We start from the raw sequence: 17,111 nt of genomic DNA on the forward strand, positions 1-17,111 counted from the left end.
GGCTCACCCCCGGGACGATCCGTAGCTGAACAGGCCGGCGAACGCCGGGTCGGCCATGAGAGACGTGCGCGTACCGGGGTTGATCTCCTCGTGGCGACCGGGCGCCATACGAGGCGTAGCCCCAGCACTGGTGTCCGCCTCCTGGTAGGCGGCGGCCCTGGCCTGCATCACGCCCTGATAGGCAGGCATGCGCCACGCCAGCCGCAGAAACGTCGGCCCGTCCAGAACCGTGACATCAGGGATCCGGTGGAACACGCTGAAATCGCTGGCCAGATCGTCGAGATGGTCCAGCACCCAGCCCACCTGGACGACCCGGTCGACTACGCTTTTGGGAACTCCAGAGCGCCCAGAGTCTGCCGGGTGGCGATGACGGTGATCTGCTGGAACTGCTCCGGGGTGAGCTGGTCGTACTCCCGCAGCGCCCGGTAGCCGTCCTCGCCCAGGAGACTGCCGAGGAGGTAGTCCGTGGCGATTGCGTCGCCCTCGTCCTTGGCGAGGTGCATGTACTGCAGGGCGATGTTCATCCGAGGCCGCTTCGGGATGCAGTACTCGACGTCGTCGATGTAGAAGAGCGGCACCCGCTCCTCGTCCACCTGCTGGCTCGTCGTGAGGCGTAGCACCTCGAAGTCAGGCTCGGCCGTCCGCGCCGCGGGGGACGGCGCGGGCCGGCGAGCAGGGGCCTTCTTACTGGCGGTGACCTTCGCGGCCATGGTCCCCCTTCAGGGCGGCAGGAACGGATCGGTTCAGCTCACGCCGTCTGGTCGACGATGTGCACAGGCGAGATGCTGCTGCTGACGTAGTACGCGGAGAACGTGCAGTCGTACGCCTGTTGGGTTTTCTTGTCGTACGACAGCTGCGCCTTCACCTGCGACAGCACCTTGCGGACGATGACCCGGCGCAGTGCCGGCTGTCCGCTGGACAGCATCGGCGCCCAGCCGTCGATGATCAGGGCCGCGTAGCTCGGCTGCGTGGACGCGGACGTGACCGGGATGTCCAGCGTCGAGTAGCCCGAGTTCGTCGCCAGGGTGCCGATGTTGTTGAGCGCCGTCTGCAGGTTGCCGAGCGTCATCTCGGACAGCTTGGCGGTCACCGTCATCTTCATGGCGGTCAGGCGGGCGCCGACCTCCATCGTGATCTGGTCCACCTGCAGCGCGGTGTACGTGTTGTCGACCTCCCACGTGACGCCGCCGTCGGTCCCGCCGACGTCGGTCCACGGGGAAGACGGCGGGGTCGTGGGGCCGTTCGGAGTGACGGTGGAGTCGGCGGGCTCGGTCGAGCCGAATGGGGCGACGTAGAGTCGCGCCGGGCCGAGTACGAGATTTGCAGCGTTGACGGCGATGGAACTCATCCCCTTGGGTCAGGCGCCACTGCCGGGCGCGGGCATGAAAAAAGCCCGCACAGCGGGCCGGGGGGCGGTACTGCGGGACCGGGCTAGAAGACGCCGGCGTTCTGAAGCAGGGCGACACCGTTGACGCTCGCCGGGGTACCGAAGTCCACGTAGATCTGCCCGTTGGGCTGGTTCTCGTCCGACGGGAACGGCCCGACGATGTTGGTCGCGCTTGAGGTCAGCGACGCCGTGATGGCAGTGACGGACTGCCCCTCGATGGTCGTCCCGATGTTGACGATCACCGTGCTGGCGCCCGCGCCCATGGAGATGTGCAGGACCTCGCGTCCGGTGTTGACGAAGCTCACGCCGGTGTTGGCGCCGAGGGTGCCGGCGGTGAGGAGGGCAGTGAGGTTGAGGGGGGATGCCGCGCCGGTCTTCGGCTGGCTGGTCGCGGTCAGGGCGAGGCGGGCCATTAGGCGTCCTTCGTCTTGGAGGCGGTCGGCTTGACGGGGACAGGGTCGGCGGCGGGCTGCGGCGTGGACTCCCCGACCAGCAGGCCCTGAGCCCGGAGCACCGGGATCTCGTCGTCGGGGACCTCGACCAGGTCGTCGAAGAAGGTGGTGCGGACCAGAGGCATGGATTCCTCGCTCAGTAGAGGCGGTCGTTGACGGTCACCCACGACAGCGACAGATCGGCCTGGTAGTGGGCGTAGTCGCCTTGGTCGTCGTACAGGCGGCGGAACGCGCTCGTGAGATAGGCGGAGCGCACCGCCGCGGCTGGGTAGGCGACCCCGTTCGCGGTGATCTGCAAGGGCCGGGAGATGGCCCGCCGGTCCCAGGTGGCCCGGCGGATGGCGCCGGCCAGGGCCGCGGCCTGGTGCCACGGCGGTTTGTTGCTGCCCGGCACGGTGGCCCAGCAGTCGACCTGCAGGACGGGCCAGTTGACCGGCAGGAGCGGGTCAGGGTTGCCGCCAACGATCGTAACGGTGACGAATCCGGTGGCGACCCACGCGGCGAGGGAGCCGTCGGCGTTGACGTCCGGCGGCAGAGTCGTTCCGACCATGGCCGGGGTGAAACCGGGAATGGTGGCGATCCACTGCGCGCAGACGAGCTCGTCAGTGGCCTCCAGAGGAAGGGGAGTGGTCACCTCGCCCCCTCGGTCAGTCGCCGCGCTGCTGGTACAGCGCGGGCCGCAGGAACGGCCGCGGCCTAGTGCCCGGGTGGTGGACCTCGCGGACCGGGTGGGCGGCGCCTTCCCAGTGCAGGGCTTGCTTGCCGCTGGGGCGGATGATGTGAGGGCTGGTGCCGAGCTCCACGTACGCGGCGTAGGTACGGCCCTCGGCTCCGCCGGTCGCGGACACGATGAGGTCTTGGCCTTCCATGTGGTGCTCGATGCTGGCCGCGAGCGCCCCGGTGTGCTGGGGGCAGTAGCGGGCGGCGTCGGCGGCGATGGCAGGTCCGAGTCGCTCGACGAACAGCCTTCCGAGCGCGGTGGTCACTTCGTGTTCCCAGGCTCCGTCGATCTCTGCGTGGGCCATGGCAGCCTCCTCAGTCTGATCCGGCGGTGACGCCGGAGCGGGCGCGCAGCGTCAGTGTTTTCGGCGGCGGGTAGTAGCCGATGCCGGGCCGCTCCGAAATGTTTTCGATCATGAAGTAGCGGCCGGTCGTCTCATCCCGGATCGTGTCCGTGGTCCGCACATCGGCCCAGTTCGGCACCGTGCACGTGATGCTGCGGATGATCTGCTGCCGCTGGCTCGCCGAGTCGAAAGCGACCTGCTCTGTCTCCGCCAGCGCCGCCGGAACCCCCGTGTACAACGGAACCCCCACGTCCGTCGCATCGCCGTACCCGTTGATCGCCGTACCGCGCATGATCGTGATCGTGCGGTTCCAGAACCGCAGGACCCCGGCGGTTCCGGAAGCGCCCCCGCTGCCGAGGTTCGGCCGTCGGCGGGCCATCAGCCGACCCGCCTGAAATCGTCGAGCAGCATCTCGACCTCGGTCGCCAGAGCCCCCGTGCCGCCCGCCAACTGCCCCGACAAGGACTGGGCCGCAATCGCGTCGATACCCTCCAGGGCCTCCACCGCTGCGGCGAGAACCGCGGCGTGGACCACGTTCGGCGGGAGTGCCGACACGACAGCCCCAGTTGCGTGGTTCTGAGTCAGGGGCTGGGCGAGCTGAACGGTGCCCGGCCCGGTCTGCACCGCAGTTGCCGTGTTCGGCAGCACCACCGGAACAGTGGCGATGGCCCCGCTCACGGCAATCGTCTCCGTGGACGCCCCGTCGTAGCAGAACCCAGCCGTGCCATGCGCACCGCCCCAGCCCGTCACATCGTCCACACTGATCGACATGGCGCCCGCAGCGGCAGGGGCGGTGAGGCCTGCGTGCGGCCAACCCGACGTATAGGACGTCTGCACCTGCCAGCCGCCCCGCCCCTGCCGCCAGTCGATCCAGCCCGGGGCCACGTCGATGGCACTGCCACCCGACGGGCCCGTCGCCGGAATCGGCCCGGCGAAGGCCGCTGGAGTGCGGAGCCGGAACTGGCCGGCAGGCACCGGTGACCACACCGAAGGAAAGGTGCGCGCCGGTGACAAGAGCACCGCCCACACGTCCGACAGATGCCGGTGCCGCGCGACGACCGCGCCCATGCGGGTGTGCCGGTCCACCGAGACTCGCGACCCGCCCGGGCCGGCCTGCGTCTCGGTCACGACTGTCGCCCGCAGAGGCTGCCGGCAGTAGGTGTCGACCGCCGCGGTGGCGCTCCAGCACACCTGCTGAAGCTGGGCTAGCTGCGACGAGGCGTCAGCGGTCAGGGTCGGCATGACCTTCCAGCTGATCCCTGCCGGCTGCGACAGCAGCATGCCCGGTGTGATGTACGGCGTGGCCACAGTCGGTCACCCCCTATTCGGATCGGTGCGACTGCGTGCTGGCTTACTCGGCGGGCGACGGGTCCGGGCGGCTCGCGGCTGCCTTCCGCCCGCGGGGCGCCTTCGCGGGAGAAGACTCCTCGGCCTGCCCGGCGGCACCGGACTCCTGCCGCGCCGCGCTCACAGCCTGAGCCGCCTGCACCAGCTGCTGCACCGCGTCGAGGAGCGTCGCCGGATCCTTCCGCCGCTCCATCTCCTCCGCGACCAGACGGTGCTGCCGAGCCACGTCCGTCTCCCACGCGGGAAAAGTCTGCAGCTCCTCGGCGAGTTCCTCCGGCAGGTCGAAGCCGCCGTGAACCGGGTCGGCCTCGATACGGCCATGGACGGGATGTTCGAGCGCGGTCGCGCCCGTACGCGAGTAGAGGCGCATGCCTGCTCTCCTCGAAGGGTGATGGAGCGGATGAGGGCGGGTCAGCGGCCGTACAGGCTGAAGCTGACCCCAGTGAACGTCGGGCTGCCGGTCCCGGTGACCGTCCAGCGGATCCGGCCGTTGTAGGTGAGGCCGTAGCCGGTCGAGATGTTGCCTGCGACGGTGCCGGCGAAGCCGAGGGCGGCGCCGGAGATCGCCGTCGGATTCGAGGTAAGAATCCAGTTCCCGAAGGCGTCGCGGACGTCGAAGAAGACCGCCAGGTTCGGGCTGGTGCCGGTCGGGGCGTTCGCCACGTTGACGACCAGCAGGCCGTTCGACACCGACGAGACATCAATCAGGCCGCCGACGGCCCCGTTGACCTGGTTGGTGATGTTCGCTGTGACGCTGTCCGAGTTGCTGTTCAGCGTCAGCCCGTCGGCGCGAAACAGCTCCTGCGTAGCAGTGAAATTGGGCATCGGTACACCCGCACGGGCCGGCGGCATCCGGGCCTCCTCAGTCAGGGCAAGCGAAAGGCCGAGAGCGGCAGGGCTCTCGGCCTTGAGGGGTGGGCTCGACTATGGGCGTCGAACCTTGCGGAGGGCGAGGTTCTCAGACCGGGTCGTGGCGCGTAGGTGCTCCGGACGGATGCAATGCCGCACGTGACAGGTGTGGTGCACGTCCAGGCCATCGGGTATTGCGCCGAAGGCTAGGAAGTATGAGTACCTGTGGGCATCGACCATCTGGCCGTGTTTCACGGCGAAACGGCCATAGCCGGTCTTGCTATGTACGCTTGCGGTCCACAGCCAACACGACGGGGTCTTTTCTACCTTCGCCCAGAAGCGCTGCTCTGGCGTCCGCTGGGACGGGCGCTCGACGTCAGGATCCTTGAGCCACTTTCGATAGCAGGGGCGGCAGAGCGTTCTCTTGTAGACCGCCCTGCCGTTGTCGCCGCAACCCGTGCACCGTTCCGGCTTCGACGGCTTCGGCTGCATCGGAATGGATTCAGGCACGTAGCCCCAGAAGGCGCCTTGGTCTCCGCGCCGGAGGTTTTCGCGTGGCGTGACCGGCTCTAGATGGTCGGGTCGGCAGCACTCGCGTCGGCGGCAGAGATGATCGAGGTGGAGGCCTTTCGGGATCGGGCCGACCAGGTACTGGTAGGAGATTCTGTGGACCAGACGAGTGCCGTTCCTGAGGCCGTACTGGCCGTATCCCGAGGGTGCGTGAATATAGCCGGTCCAGATCCAACAAGGTCCGAGGGTCGGGCGGTTCTCCGGTGTGGGGCCGTTCTTGTCGACCTTGGCCCAGAAGCGGCGCTCGCGCGGGTCTGTCGTCTCTCCGTGGGCTTCTTCGCGCTTAGCGTGTTTGTTGCACAGGTTTCGGCGCTGGGGCTTGAGGTCGCAGCCGGGGTGTACGCACTCGCTTCCCTGGCGGACGTACCGCCGTACGGGATGGAGCGGGTCGCCGTGGGTGCGCCAGATGCCGTAGTGCCTTGCGCACCATCCCCGCCCAACAGTCCTGCCGGTGCAGTCGGAGATGGAGCAGGTCCGGTCGGTGCTCAGTGTCATGGCGGTCCTTGGTAGGAATGTGCCGAGCGACTTTGTTCCTACCAAGGTACCACTTCCGAACGCTTCAGTGGCGGTCAGGAGACCGACAAAAAGCCAGTTCAGGCCACGTTTTGCAGAGAAGCCATCGCGACCGGAGCACGATTCAGGAAGGCTCCGACGCTGCGAATTTCATACTCGCGTCTCGGCCCTCCGCCGGCGGTGTTGGCGATGCGGGAGACGCCGTAGTCGAACTGGGCGGTGTCGCGCAGGGCGCGGTACTCCAGGACGCTCTGGATGTTGGCCTGCGGGAACGGAACCCGGTCGGTGCGGGCGATGATGGTGCCCGGCGGGAGGGAGGTGTGGACCTCGATCGGGACCGTGACACCGCCCGCGGGGGCGTTGACGATCTCGCCGACGCGGCCGCCGGCGGTGACGGAGACGCGGCCGGAGGAGTCGGTGTTGAGGTAGGTGGTCGCGGAGCTGGAGCCGAGGATGAGGTTGGCGATCTCCTGGGCCTGGACGGCGTTGACCATGATGGCGGTGGGGCTGCACTTGACCTGCTGCCAGAGCGGGAGGAAGAGCAGGTTCTCGATCTCGGTGATGCTGCCGCCAGTGAGGGTGAGCGACGCCCCGTTGAGGGAGTTGTTGATGGAGGGGTTGGCGGTTCCGGTGCCGGGCTGTCCCCACTGGCCGGCGCCGTTGTAGTCGCCGGCGAGGCTGGCGAGGAAGCCGTCGTATTCGGCGGGGGCGGCGCTGCCGTTGTCGGCGGCGGCGTTGTAGGTGGGGGAGGCGTTGGCGGTGCCCTGCCAGGAGGTGGAGAGGTCGGGGGTGGCGGTGAGGGCGGGGAGTGTCTGGTTCGCGTTGATGATCTTGGTCATGGTGACCGCGTTGACCGTGGTGGTCGTGTAGTAGTACCAGGTCGTGCCGTTCGCGCTCTGGAACCAGTCGTAGCAGACCGCGCCGCGGACCGAACCGACGGTCGCCGAGATCGAGTTGGTCGACCCGGAACCGGTCGCGATACTCGCGCTGTTGCCCTGACTGTTGCCGTTGCCGTAGTAGTAGCCGCTACCGGTGCGGGCGGCGACACCGACGTACACGGTGGTGGTCGCGGTCATGGTGCCGCCGGTGGTGGACGTCGTCAGCGTCGGCGCGGCGGGCCGGGCGAGCGGGAACGACTGGCCGCCCATGAGCTGCCGGTCATCGCCGATCAAGACCTGGTTAAGGACCTGGAAGGTGCTGATGGCGAACGGGTCGCCGTAGCCCTGGGCCAGGTCGTAGGCGTCCTGGGTAACGAGGCCGGCGAACCCGGTGGGCTTGTAACGGGCCTGGAAGTCCTGCTCCTGGAAGACGACTTCGTTCGCCGCGTAGTCGAAGCCCATGGCGGGCGACGGCTGCGAGTTGGTGAGGTTCATGATGGCCCGCCACACGGCGAAGTTGTTGCCGTTGGGGCTCATCACGCGGGTGACGATGTCGCGGAACGGGGTGACGACCGGGATGAGCGAGACGAGCTGGCTCAGGTCGTACGAGTAGATGCCGGTGTTGTTGAGGATGCCGGACGTCTGGGCCTTGCTGATGGCGGCCAGCGTGTCCTCTGTCATGCTGCCGAGCGGTGCGCTCAAGGGGTGCCTCCTGGGCATGGGAAAGCCTCCGGGGCGCGGGGCGCTCGTCCGGAGGCTTGGGGGGATGTCTGGGTGCGGGTGGTTACCGCGGCTGGTGGATCGCCTGGAGCGCGGCGATGGCGGCGGCCTGCATGTCGGTGGCGGCGCGGTTCTGCTCGGCGGCGGTGCCCCTGTAGAGCACGCCCTTGAGTTCGCGGGCCTTGGCGACGTCGACGGGCGCCGGTGCGCCGTGGTCCTGGCCGCGCAGGTGCTCGCGCGGCGGGGTCGCTCCGTTGGTGAAGATCTTCGGCTGGGCGGGCTGTTCCTCCAGCACCCGGACGCGGCCCTTGAGGGTCTCGACGAGTTCCGCCAGTTCCAGGACGGCATCGCCGGTCTTGGCGATCTTTTCGGCCTGGTCGGCGCTGTTCTTCGTCAGGACGTCTTCGACCGCAGCCAGGAGGCTGCTCTTGAACATGTCGGTGAGGGTGTCGGTGTCGGCGGTGGTCTTGGTGATGGTCTCGTCGTCGTCCGGCGGTGCGTCGGCGGGGGTGCCGGCGTCGGCTGCGGGCTGCGGTTCGAGGTCGGGGGTGTCGTCGCCAGTGGTGTCGTCCTCGGCGTCCGTGGCGTCGGCGTCGGTGTCACCGGTGTCGTCGGGCTCGGCCTCGGAGTTGGCGACGGGGGTGACGTCGGCCGGGTCGACGATGCCGATGAGGCGCCCGGCCTGGTCGTAGACGACGACCACGGGCGGCTTCTCGCCGTCTGCCTTGGCCACCGGGGCGGCAACGGCCTCGGTGGTCTTCTCGACCTCGGCGGTGCCCATCGCGGGCTCGCCGGCCGCTGTGGTGCGGTCCTCGGACGGGGTGGGCGTGGGCATGTCGGGCTCCTCGTGGACGGTCTTGACGACCGGGGCTTCGGGCAGCGACGCCAGGACCTTTTGCAGGTGCTCGGTCGCGGTGCGGATCGCGGCCTCGTTCGCCGCGGACAGGACGCGGCCGGCCTTGGCGACCTGGCCGAGGGCCTCGACGGTGTCGAGCGCGGCCGGTTCCAGCCCGGCGAGGGCCTTGCCGACGGTCGCCATCGCCTCGCCGGCCAGATCGGCGGCGGCCTGCTCGCCGACGGCGAACGACGCGAGGGTGTCGATGACGTAGTCGAGGGCGCACTGCGCGTCCTGCAGGTCCCACGCGTCGTAGGCGTCGTCGGGGTCGGCACCGGCGGCTTCGAGCATTTCGCGTTCGGCGAGGACACCGAGGGCGTTCTTGAGACGGACCGCGATGCTCGTCCACTTCTGGGCGGTGGCCGCGTCGATGGCCTCCCAGGCGGGGGAGCCGGGGTCATTGGGGTCGCCGGGCGCGTCGGTGTCGGGGGCGGCGAGGACCATCGTCGGGTCGAGGCCGTCCTCGGAGTCGTCGAGGTCGGCGCCGATGCCGGCGTCCTTGGTGACGTCGTCGCGGCGGCGGGCGCGCTGCGCGGCCTCGTGCATGAGCTTGGCGATAGCCCCGGGGCTGCCGGTCATCGTCACGGTCTCCTCCTGGGGCGGGGGCTCGGCGGTCTTGCCGATCAGGTCTCGCACGAAGCCGGGGTCCATGAGGCCCCGGCTGTCGGCGGCGTGCTTGGCGATCAGAAAGGTGGTGCCGTTGGCTGCCTTGTCGACCAGGTCCACGCGCGGGATGGTGGCGTCACGTAGCTCGGTGAACTCGTCGTCAGCGGGTGTGGTCATCAGCTGCTCCTGTTGGGGATGCGCCGCGCCGTTCCCTGCGGCGAGAAGCCGGTGATCCGGCCGGACTTGTAGAGGCGCCAGGCGGGTTCGTCGAGGACGGCGCCGACGAGCCAGTCACCGGCCTTGACGACGACGCCGTCGCCGAGGTCCCAGTCGGGGCCGCGCCACACGTATGACTCGACGACGGTGGCCGCGCCGGTCGTGCCGTCGACATGGTTGAGGCCGACCTGGGAGCCGCCGTCCCGGAGGAACGACCATGCGGCTTTCTCCAGCTCGTCAGCGGTGAAGAAGTCGCGGCCGCCGTCGGCGCCCTTCTGAATCCGCGGGTCAGGCCCCGCCTGGTAGGCGATGCCGAGGACGTAGCGCTGCTCGGGCACGGGGACCTCCTAGGCGGGAAGGACGGCGCATCGGCACCGGGGGTGGGCCGGCGGGTAGGCGTTGCCGCTGGGATAGGTGCTGCCGAGCGGGAGCGTTCCGGCGGCGGCATTGGCTTCGCAGACCGGGCAGACATGGCCGTCGGGCTCGGTCTGCCAGCGGCCGCGCGCGACGCCGTTACGCCTGTAGCCGTCGGCTGCGCCTGCCGCGATGGCCCGGGTCGTTTCGGTGACGGCCGCCGCGTAGGCGCGGTCGGGGTCGGCCAGGGCGGCGTGCATCGCGGCGCCGATGGTGCGCGGTGTGTCGCCGGCTGCGGTGCCGTCCGCGAGGGCCTTGGCCGCGTCCTTGATGCGGGATGCGGTCAGGGCCGCCGCGGTGGCGCCGGCCCCAAGCGAGAGCATGGCGAGGGCCGGACCGGTGCCGTGGTCCTCGATGCCGGCCTGTGCTGCGGGGGCGCCGCCGGGCTGCCAGCTGTTCAGGTTGCTGGTGGTGCCGGTGGTCACGGTCGCGGCGGATACCGCGCCGACGAGGTAGGCGTCGGCGTAGAGGCCGGCGAGCGCGTCGGTGAGTGCGGGCCCGGGCGTGATGTCCTGGCTCGTGAGGTAGGTGGCGGCGGCCGCGGCCAGCGTCTGCCGGTCCGTGCCGTTGCCGCCGTTGTTGGAGGCGAAGGCCTGGGCCAGCCGGGTTGCGGCTGTGGCGGTGAGTGCGGTGCCGAGCGCGGCGGCGATCAGCGGCGCCCAGTAGCGGGCGGTGCGCTCATCGTGGTCCCAGCCGGGCCAGGCGTCGGGGCTTTTGGGTCCGCGTCACCGCCGCCGGCCTTCTCCACATCCGCGGGGCTGTCGACGCCGAGCGCGGCGAGGACGTCGGGCAGACTGTCCAGGAGCTCTGCCCGGACGGCGGGGTTCCCGGCGAGGAGGCAGGGGTCCCACCAGGCGATGGCTTCGACCTGGTCGCCGTCGGGGTCGTCCGGGTTGGTGATCTGGTCTCGGCCGGTGTGCATCGGGACGGCGGTCTCGGAGTCGACCTCCCAGACCGTGCCCTGGTAGATGCCGTCCGGGCTGGTCCACGTGCCAGCGAGGATTCCCGGAGGGGGGATGCAGCCCGTTTCCTCGGCCCACTCTCGCCACGCACCCTGGAGGGGTGTCTCGGCGCCTTCCAGGTGGCCGCCGGGGAATTCCCACGTGCCGGCTGCGGGGTCGTCGGGGTCGAGTGCCCGCTGGATCATCAGGACTCGGCCGGTGTCGGCGGCGCGGACGGCGAGTCCGGCGACGGCGACCTCACCTGCGGCCTTGCGGACCGCCAGCCAGCCGGTCTGGTTGAGGCGTCGGGCCTGGCGGGCCGGGGTGTGCTGAAAGGTGAAGTCCCGCCAGCGGCCATCGCGGCGCCGGGTCTTGAAGAACCGGCGGAAAGAGCTCAGCTCACGCTTGACCAGCTGATCCCGGTCCTCGTCCTCCTCGTCCGTGGCGTGGACGAGGTCGTAGCCGGTGATGCCGGTCGCCGAGGTGATGCCCGCGGTGGGCCCGCCCTGGGGGCTGTCTTCCTTGGCGACTTCGGTGTTGTGGACCATCGAGTTGTACCGGGTCTGGTACGCGTCTTCGGCGGCGGCCGCGGCCGCCTGGTCGGTGGTGCCCGCGGCCGGCACGGCGCCGGGCGGGGGTACGTACGGCTGGTCGAGGACCGGCTGGTCCTTGGCCGGGCCGAATGTCTCGGGGTCGACCCGGCCTGCGACGCCGTCGATGGCGAGGAGGGGGATCGGCCCGACGCGCGGGGTGGAGTAGAACCGGGGGGTGGGCCGGGTGGGGTCGCCGGGCAGGCCGAGGAGGGCTTCGCGGCCTTCGTCGACGGAGGCCATGCCGGTCTCGATGTAGACCTGCCAGGCCTGGGCGAGCTGCAGGCGGTCTTCCTTCTCCTGGCCGGTGTCGAAGCTGAAGGCGATCGGCAGGCCGAGGTCGTTCTGCAGGAAGTCGGTCAGGACGGAGGTGATGTGGGCGATCAGCGGGAGGTCGCCGACGCGGTGCTGCACGTCGCCCTGGGACTCGGATGAGCTGAGGTTGACGGTCTCGGTGAACCCGAGGTCGCTGGGGACGACGTGGTAGGCGGCGCAGGTCTTGCGCATCAGGAAGAGGGAGAAGGTGTCGGAGAAGTCCTTCTCGTTGCTCCAGGTGATGCCGCTGCCGCCGGGCATCCATCGGATCTGATGTTTGGCGGCCTGGTCGCCGAGCATCATGGCGTCCCAGACGGTCTGCCATTCCTCGATCTGGTCGGGGCTCCACGTCTCGGGTGCTGACGCGAACGCTTCCGGCACGTTGCCCTCGGTGAAGCGCTGCAGGAAGTGCGCCTGGAACCGAAGGTCAGTGTTGGCGTTGAGGAGCACCGTCTCCAACGGGGCGGTGCCGTAAGGGCTGTTGGCGCGCGGTCGGAACGGCTGGTAGATGAGGTCGTCCCTGGTCAACCAGTTCCACGGGAGGCCCTGCACGTACTGGACGTAGCCCTCGGCGGGCGGCTCGGGGATGTTCCCCCAGTAGTCAAGCAGCGGCGCGATGGTGGTGCCGTCCACGACCCGCAGGCCGATTGCGTCGCCGCGGCGGTTCCGCAGCCGGTAGAGGGTGCCCGCGTCGTACGCGAGGACGTCGTACAGCCATGCGGCCAGCCAGTTCGCGAACGGGGTCTGCCGGTCCGGCTTGGCGAGAACGGCCATGCCCTGCGCGATGGCCGCGGCAGCGTCGCCGTGGAAGCCGGGCGCCGGGGTCAGCGACCAGTCGAGGGCACGGATGGAGTCGATTCTGTGCCAGATGCAGGCCTGGGCGACGTCGTACGCCTCGATGAGGCCGCGCAGGGTGTGGAAGGCGACGCGCTCGTTGATGCGGGGCCGGGCGGCGATGTTGACGCCGGCCGGGAAGTCCCTGGAACGGGGCTGCCGCGAGTAGCCGTCGAACGGCTGCTGCGGGGTGCCCGGCGCGAACGGCGTCTGCATGGTCATCTGGGCGGCCTGCTCGGCCGCGACGATCTCGGCGGGTACCCGGGTGCCGAGGCCGAAGACCTTGGTGATGCGGTCCCAGATGCCCACGCTGCCTCCCATCTCAGGGTTGGCGTTGTCGGCGGAGGGCTGCGTCGCGGGCCTTCTTGCGGGCGAGGGCCGGGTCGTCGGACATAGCGGTGGGCGCGGACTCGTCCGGCGCGTCCGCCGGGGCAGCTTCGTTGGCCTTGCGGCGGCCGTAGGAGAGCCAGGCGTGCGCGTCGAGGCCGCTGCCGCTGTAGAACGCCAGGAGCAGGGCGTCCGCGTTGTCCGGGGAGCGGCCGATCCGCTTCTTCGTCTCGGCTTTCGGCTCCACCACGATCCGGCCGGCCGCGTCAGTGGAGTACTTGGGTGCGGTCAACTGGGAGACGAGCCGCTCCCTGTCGTCCGGACCGAGTTCGGACAGATCCCAGCCGCGGTCCTCGGACAGCTGCCGGCCGATCTGCCACCAGATCTGGGACCGCAGCCGGGCGAACTTCGCGGGCTCGCTGCTGGCTTCGGACACGTTCACGCCGATGATCTCCGCGTCGTGTTCGCCCTGCGCGCGGCGCTCCCGCAGGGTGCCGACGATGCCCCAGCCGATGCCGATCGAGTCGACCTTGACCCTGGTGGCCTTCGACTCGCGGATCGCCGCGACGATCAGGTGCACGACCTTGGTGGGGTCTTTCTCGCGGCTGCGCCACTCGCGGCCGACACGGGTGCCGCGGCGTTCGCGAACGACGGTCTCGTCGCCGCCCGCGCCGAGGTCGACGCCGAGTTCGACGGGGGCGAGATCGGTGTACCTGAGCGGCTGTTCTGGCGGAAGGCCGCAGGCGCGGATCGCGGAGAGCCGCACCACTCCGTCCTCGGCGTCTGACGGGAACTCGCCGAGGACCTTGGATATGTAGGTCGGGGACTGGGCGCCGAACTCGGCGCGCATGTCGGCTTCGTAGGCGTGCGAGACGAGCATCGGCTGCAGTTCGGCCGGCACTGTCTCGCCGGTGAAGTTCGGGGTGTCGAACGCCGAGATGCGGATGACGTTCCAACGGCCGGTGTTGGCGCAGACCCGGGCGAACTGGGAACCGGGGTCGTCGGGGTTGCCGATTGCGAGGATGCGGCAGTGCTCGCCGGTGGCGATGGCGTTCGCGGCGGTCCAGAACTGCTTGTTGATGCCGCAGGCCTCGTCGAGGATGACGAGGACGTACTTGGCGTGGATGCCTTGGAAAGCGTGCGGGTTGTAGTCGGAGGGTTTGCGGCCGAACGCGATGAGCCGCTTGCCGAGCTTCCAGTCGGTCTCGTTGATCCGGCCGGGCAGTGGGGTGCCGCGGGCGGCGGCGGTGGAGAACGCCGCGTTGATCTCGGACCACAGGATGGCCTTGACCTGGTCGCCGGTTGGGGCGGTGGTGACGACGCGGGCCTCACCGGCGGGGTGGGTGTCGAGCCACCAGGCGGTGAGCCGGGAGGCAACGAACGACTTGCCGACGCCGTGACACGACTGGACTGCGGTCATGCGGTGGTCCCGGACCGAGCCCGCAATCTCCACCTGCTTCGACCACAGGTGCTCGCCGAGCTTCTCCCGCGCCCACAGCGCCGGGTCCGCGGCGTACTCGTCGACCCGCGCACGAGCTGCGCCGTCTTCTTCAAGTCGCCGGGCGGCGAGAGCGAGAGGGTCGGCCCGCACCTGCCACCCCCTCGCGGCCTACACGGAGCGCAGGTGGCGGGCCGCGACGGTCTTGGCCTCCGCGGCCTGGACGCCGCTGACGCCGAGGTGCGCGAGGACGGCGTCGATCGCGCTCAGGACCCGGTCGGCTTGCGCCTCGGAGATCGCGGCGAGGCGCGCTTCGATGTCGAGACGGGCAATGGAGGACAGGACGGTGTTCGCCCGGTCCATGGCCCGCTCGTACAGCTGGACTTCGGCCCGGAGCTGTTCGGCGCCGGCGTGTCCTTCGTAGCGGATCTCGTCGCCGATGCGGTTGACGAGCGTCGCGGTGGCGGTCTGCCAGGCGACGACCTGCCCGGCGAGCTGCATCAGGGCGGTGAGGGGATCGTCGACGGGCTGGACGTCGAGTTCGGCAAGCACGGCCCGAACCTCCCGCTCGGCGATGTCGTGGGCAGCTTTCAGCTTCTGCCCGGGGGTCTTGCCGCCGTGCAGCTTGCACCGCCCGGTCCCGGCGTGGTCGGTGCCCCAGCCGGCGGGGAGCCCGCAGTGCTCCGCGGACTCTTCCTGGCGGGTCTTGGCGCCGCAGACCGGGCCGTTGCCCCTGACCACGGTCAGACCTGCGCGCTCGGGGCTTCGGGCTGCGCCGCGCCCTTGACGTCGGCGGCAGCCTCGGCCGCGAGCGCCTCGGCGTCCTGGACGGCCTCGCTGCCGAGGGCCTGGGCGTCGGCCTTGATCTCGGCGACGACCGGGGCGGCATCGGCGGCGACCTGGCGTGCGTCGGCGGCGGCTTCGCCGGCCAGGGCGGTCTCGTCGTCGTGCAGGTGGGCCCACAGCTTGTGCGCGTCGTCGGCGAGGTGGTGGCCTTCGGCCTGGAGCCGGGCGGCGATGGCGCGGGCGGCGTCGGCGATGGACACGGGCTACTCCTTGAGGGCGGGTCAGAGCGGGGCGAGGCCGGGAACGAGCGGCTGGATGGTCGTGTACCAGGCGCGGCCCATCTGGAGATAGCCGGCATCGGTCGGGTGGACGCCGTCAATCGTCCACCTGCCCGGGGGCGGGGCGGAGCCGGGCTGGGTGGCATCGACTTCCCAGCGGGCCGTGGTGGTGTGGGTGTGGTCGGACAGGACGACCCGGCCGGTCGACGTGCGGGCGTTCACGGCCTGCGTGATGACGGTGTTGGCCTGCTGCTCACTGGCGAGGATGCCGGTGTTCTGCTGGCTGAGGGCGACGAGGGCGCAGGCGACCTTGACGGTGGGGCTGGACGCGAGGATCTGGTCGATGAGCGCACCGTAGGTGGTGGTGGTGAAGGCGCTGGTGAAGTTGGAGTCGTTCGTGCCGATGTTGATCAGCACCAGGTCGGGGCTGTTCGCGGCCAGGGCGGCGCCGATGCTGGCCTTGAGGTCGGCGAGGTACCAGCCGCCGTGCGCGCACATCGACATGACCGGCTGTACTCGCTGCCGGGCGATGAGGTCGGCCAGCCAGCCGCGCCAGCCGAGGCCGTCGGTCGAGCCGAATCCGACGGTGATGGAGTCGCCGCACGCCATGACCTTGACCTGGGTGGCGGGGGCGGGCAGGAGCTGGTTGCGGAGCAGGTTCAGGTTGTCGCGGGTGTCGATGGCGAGCCTGGCGTCCTGCTGCATGACCTCCAGCAGGTTGAACCTGCTCGCGGAGACGTCCCAGCCGCCAACCTGGCTGCTGTTCTCGACGAACCCGGTGTCGGTGGCGCCGAACGCGCCGCTGGTGGCTGTGGCGGCGCTGTAGCCGATGGGGGCGGTCACCGTGGCGCTCCTTCAGGTGAGGGCAGGTGCGTGGGCGGGCGTCAGCGCGGCCGCTTGTCCGGGATGAACTCGGCGGTGACGGGGGCGGTGACGCGGTTGGTGGGCCGGGCTCGACAGGTGGGGCCTTGGTGCCACCACCGTTGTTCGCCGAGCCAGGCGCGGGCGCCGCAGCGTGAGCAGGTGCCAGGGATCGGTGTCCAGGCGGCGGGGAGGGTGAAGGGGGCGTCGAGGGCGCGCTGCGGGCTGGCCGTCACGAATTGACCTCTGTGAGGGTGCGGGCGATCGCGATCCAGGAGTCCGCGAGGCGTTCGAGGCGCTCCATCAGCGGCAGGTTCGTTTCGAGCTCGGCGTGGAGGAGCAGTCTTGCGGCGTGGCCGAGGGCTGACTCGAAGGTGACGGGGGCCGCGGCGGGCATGGGCGTGGGGGTGTCTTCCGTGGCGATGTGCACCTCCCGGGGTTGGGTGCTCGCGGCCTGGCGGGAAGCGGTGGTGCCAGGCCGCGAGCTGGGGCCCGCCGCCCTCAGGGCGGGCCATCCCCGCCGGCCTGCTCACGCGGGCGGCACACGGCGGGGAGATCAGTGGTCAGGCAGCGGCGCGGGCTCGCATCTCGGCTTCGACCTGCAGGACCTCACTCGCCCGGTACCGGGGGTGCGTCGCGCGAGGGTTGACCGGGCGGAGCTTGCCGCGGTGCGCCCAGATCCGGATACGTCCAGGCGGGACCTGTGCGGCTTCGGCGGCCTGGCGGGTGGTCCAGGTGAGGGTGCGGAGGTCGGAATCGAGGTGGATCACTGGCGCCGGCCCTCCCTCCGGAAACGACGAAGGCCCCGCGCCGCTGTGGCTGCCGGGGCC

General features: G+C 70.2%; 24 protein-coding genes. All 24 read right to left on the reverse strand.

Features of this window, described 5'->3' with window-relative positions; genetic code table 11:
• Window positions 1-3 precede the first annotated feature (3 nt).
• The gene (locus AB0D10_RS05055; protein ID WP_360251418.1) at window positions 4-294 is read right to left on the reverse strand and encodes a hypothetical protein; all 291 of its coding nucleotides are present in this window, start codon (window positions 292-294) and stop codon (window positions 4-6) included.
• 26 nt (window positions 295-320) lie between these two features.
• Window positions 321-710 (reverse strand): hypothetical protein, encoded by a 390-nt coding sequence (locus tag AB0D10_RS05060; RefSeq protein WP_360251421.1) that lies wholly within the window; start codon window positions 708-710, stop codon window positions 321-323.
• A gap of 38 nt (window positions 711-748) precedes the next feature.
• A complete protein-coding gene (locus tag AB0D10_RS05065; protein WP_360251424.1) occupies window positions 749-1,348 on the reverse strand; it encodes a hypothetical protein in 600 nt (199 codons plus the stop codon).
• Window positions 1,349-1,431: 83 nt separating this feature from the next.
• On the reverse strand, window positions 1,432-1,800 hold the full coding sequence (locus AB0D10_RS05070; protein ID WP_360251427.1) for a hypothetical protein: 369 nt from the start codon (window positions 1,798-1,800) through the stop codon (window positions 1,432-1,434).
• Window positions 1,800-1,964: a hypothetical protein gene (locus AB0D10_RS05075; protein WP_360251430.1), complete on the reverse strand. Its 165-nt coding sequence runs from the start codon at window positions 1,962-1,964 to the stop codon at window positions 1,800-1,802. Before AB0D10_RS05075 ends, AB0D10_RS05070 begins: the two co-directional genes overlap by 1 nt.
• Before the next feature lie 11 nt (window positions 1,965-1,975).
• Entirely contained in the window at window positions 1,976-2,473 is a 498-nt protein-coding gene (locus AB0D10_RS05080) for a hypothetical protein (protein WP_360251433.1), read from the reverse strand.
• 13 nt (window positions 2,474-2,486) lie between these two features.
• Window positions 2,487-2,864, reverse strand: coding sequence for a hypothetical protein (locus tag AB0D10_RS05085; RefSeq protein ID WP_360251436.1), 378 nt, complete (start codon window positions 2,862-2,864; stop codon window positions 2,487-2,489).
• A 10-nt stretch (window positions 2,865-2,874) separates the two neighbouring features.
• Window positions 2,875-3,282, reverse strand: coding sequence for a hypothetical protein (locus AB0D10_RS05090; RefSeq protein ID WP_360251439.1), 408 nt, complete (start codon window positions 3,280-3,282; stop codon window positions 2,875-2,877).
• A complete protein-coding gene (locus AB0D10_RS05095) occupies window positions 3,282-4,184 on the reverse strand; it encodes a hypothetical protein (protein ID WP_360251442.1) in 903 nt (300 codons plus the stop codon). The genes AB0D10_RS05090 and AB0D10_RS05095 overlap by 1 nt, the downstream gene beginning before the upstream one ends.
• Window positions 4,185-4,254: 70 nt before the next feature.
• Complete coding sequence (locus AB0D10_RS05100) at window positions 4,255-4,620, reverse strand: hypothetical protein (RefSeq protein WP_360251445.1); 366 nt, start codon at window positions 4,618-4,620, stop codon at window positions 4,255-4,257.
• Between the two features lie 41 nt (window positions 4,621-4,661).
• Window positions 4,662-5,075 (reverse strand): hypothetical protein, encoded by a 414-nt coding sequence (locus AB0D10_RS05105; protein ID WP_360251448.1) that lies wholly within the window; start codon window positions 5,073-5,075, stop codon window positions 4,662-4,664.
• Between the two features lie 99 nt (window positions 5,076-5,174).
• Entirely contained in the window at window positions 5,175-6,164 is a 990-nt protein-coding gene (locus AB0D10_RS05110; protein WP_360251451.1) for an HNH endonuclease signature motif containing protein, read from the reverse strand.
• A gap of 98 nt (window positions 6,165-6,262) precedes the next feature.
• Window positions 6,263-7,762, reverse strand: coding sequence for a hypothetical protein (locus AB0D10_RS05115; RefSeq protein WP_360251454.1), 1,500 nt, complete (start codon window positions 7,760-7,762; stop codon window positions 6,263-6,265).
• Between the two features lie 82 nt (window positions 7,763-7,844).
• Complete coding sequence (locus tag AB0D10_RS05120) at window positions 7,845-9,458, reverse strand: hypothetical protein (RefSeq protein WP_360251457.1); 1,614 nt, start codon at window positions 9,456-9,458, stop codon at window positions 7,845-7,847.
• Complete coding sequence (locus AB0D10_RS05125) at window positions 9,458-9,835, reverse strand: XkdF-like putative serine protease domain-containing protein (protein WP_360251460.1); 378 nt, start codon at window positions 9,833-9,835, stop codon at window positions 9,458-9,460. Before AB0D10_RS05125 ends, AB0D10_RS05120 begins: the two co-directional genes overlap by 1 nt.
• A gap of 9 nt (window positions 9,836-9,844) precedes the next feature.
• Complete coding sequence (locus AB0D10_RS05130) at window positions 9,845-10,336, reverse strand: phage minor head protein (RefSeq protein WP_360251463.1); 492 nt, start codon at window positions 10,334-10,336, stop codon at window positions 9,845-9,847.
• A gap of 224 nt (window positions 10,337-10,560) precedes the next feature.
• Window positions 10,561-12,900: a phage portal protein gene (locus tag AB0D10_RS05135; RefSeq protein WP_360251466.1), complete on the reverse strand. Its 2,340-nt coding sequence runs from the start codon at window positions 12,898-12,900 to the stop codon at window positions 10,561-10,563.
• Window positions 12,901-12,913: 13 nt separating this feature from the next.
• On the reverse strand, window positions 12,914-14,509 hold the full coding sequence (locus tag AB0D10_RS05140) for a hypothetical protein (protein ID WP_360251469.1): 1,596 nt from the start codon (window positions 14,507-14,509) through the stop codon (window positions 12,914-12,916).
• Window positions 14,510-14,527: 18 nt separating this feature from the next.
• Complete coding sequence (locus AB0D10_RS05145) at window positions 14,528-15,097, reverse strand: hypothetical protein (RefSeq protein WP_360251472.1); 570 nt, start codon at window positions 15,095-15,097, stop codon at window positions 14,528-14,530.
• Between the two features lie 2 nt (window positions 15,098-15,099).
• Window positions 15,100-15,402, reverse strand: a complete 303-nt coding sequence (locus AB0D10_RS05150; RefSeq protein WP_360251474.1) for a hypothetical protein — start codon at window positions 15,400-15,402, stop codon at window positions 15,100-15,102.
• 21 nt (window positions 15,403-15,423) lie between these two features.
• Window positions 15,424-16,263, reverse strand: a complete 840-nt coding sequence (locus AB0D10_RS05155) for a GDSL-type esterase/lipase family protein (protein ID WP_360251477.1) — start codon at window positions 16,261-16,263, stop codon at window positions 15,424-15,426.
• A gap of 41 nt (window positions 16,264-16,304) precedes the next feature.
• Window positions 16,305-16,517 (reverse strand): hypothetical protein, encoded by a 213-nt coding sequence (locus tag AB0D10_RS05160; RefSeq protein ID WP_360251480.1) that lies wholly within the window; start codon window positions 16,515-16,517, stop codon window positions 16,305-16,307.
• Window positions 16,514-16,678 carry a hypothetical protein gene (locus tag AB0D10_RS05165; protein ID WP_360251483.1) on the reverse strand — a complete coding sequence of 55 codons (165 nt, stop codon included), beginning with the start codon at window positions 16,676-16,678 and terminating at the stop codon, window positions 16,514-16,516. The genes AB0D10_RS05160 and AB0D10_RS05165 overlap by 4 nt, the downstream gene beginning before the upstream one ends.
• A 166-nt stretch (window positions 16,679-16,844) precedes the next feature.
• The gene (locus AB0D10_RS05170) at window positions 16,845-17,051 is read right to left on the reverse strand and encodes a MerR family transcriptional regulator (protein WP_360251486.1); all 207 of its coding nucleotides are present in this window, start codon (window positions 17,049-17,051) and stop codon (window positions 16,845-16,847) included.
• Window positions 17,052-17,111 lie beyond the last annotated feature (60 nt).

Source organism: Kitasatospora sp. NPDC048545 (genome assembly GCF_040651155.1).
In the GTDB taxonomy this organism is placed as follows: domain Bacteria; phylum Actinomycetota; class Actinomycetes; order Streptomycetales; family Streptomycetaceae; genus Kitasatospora.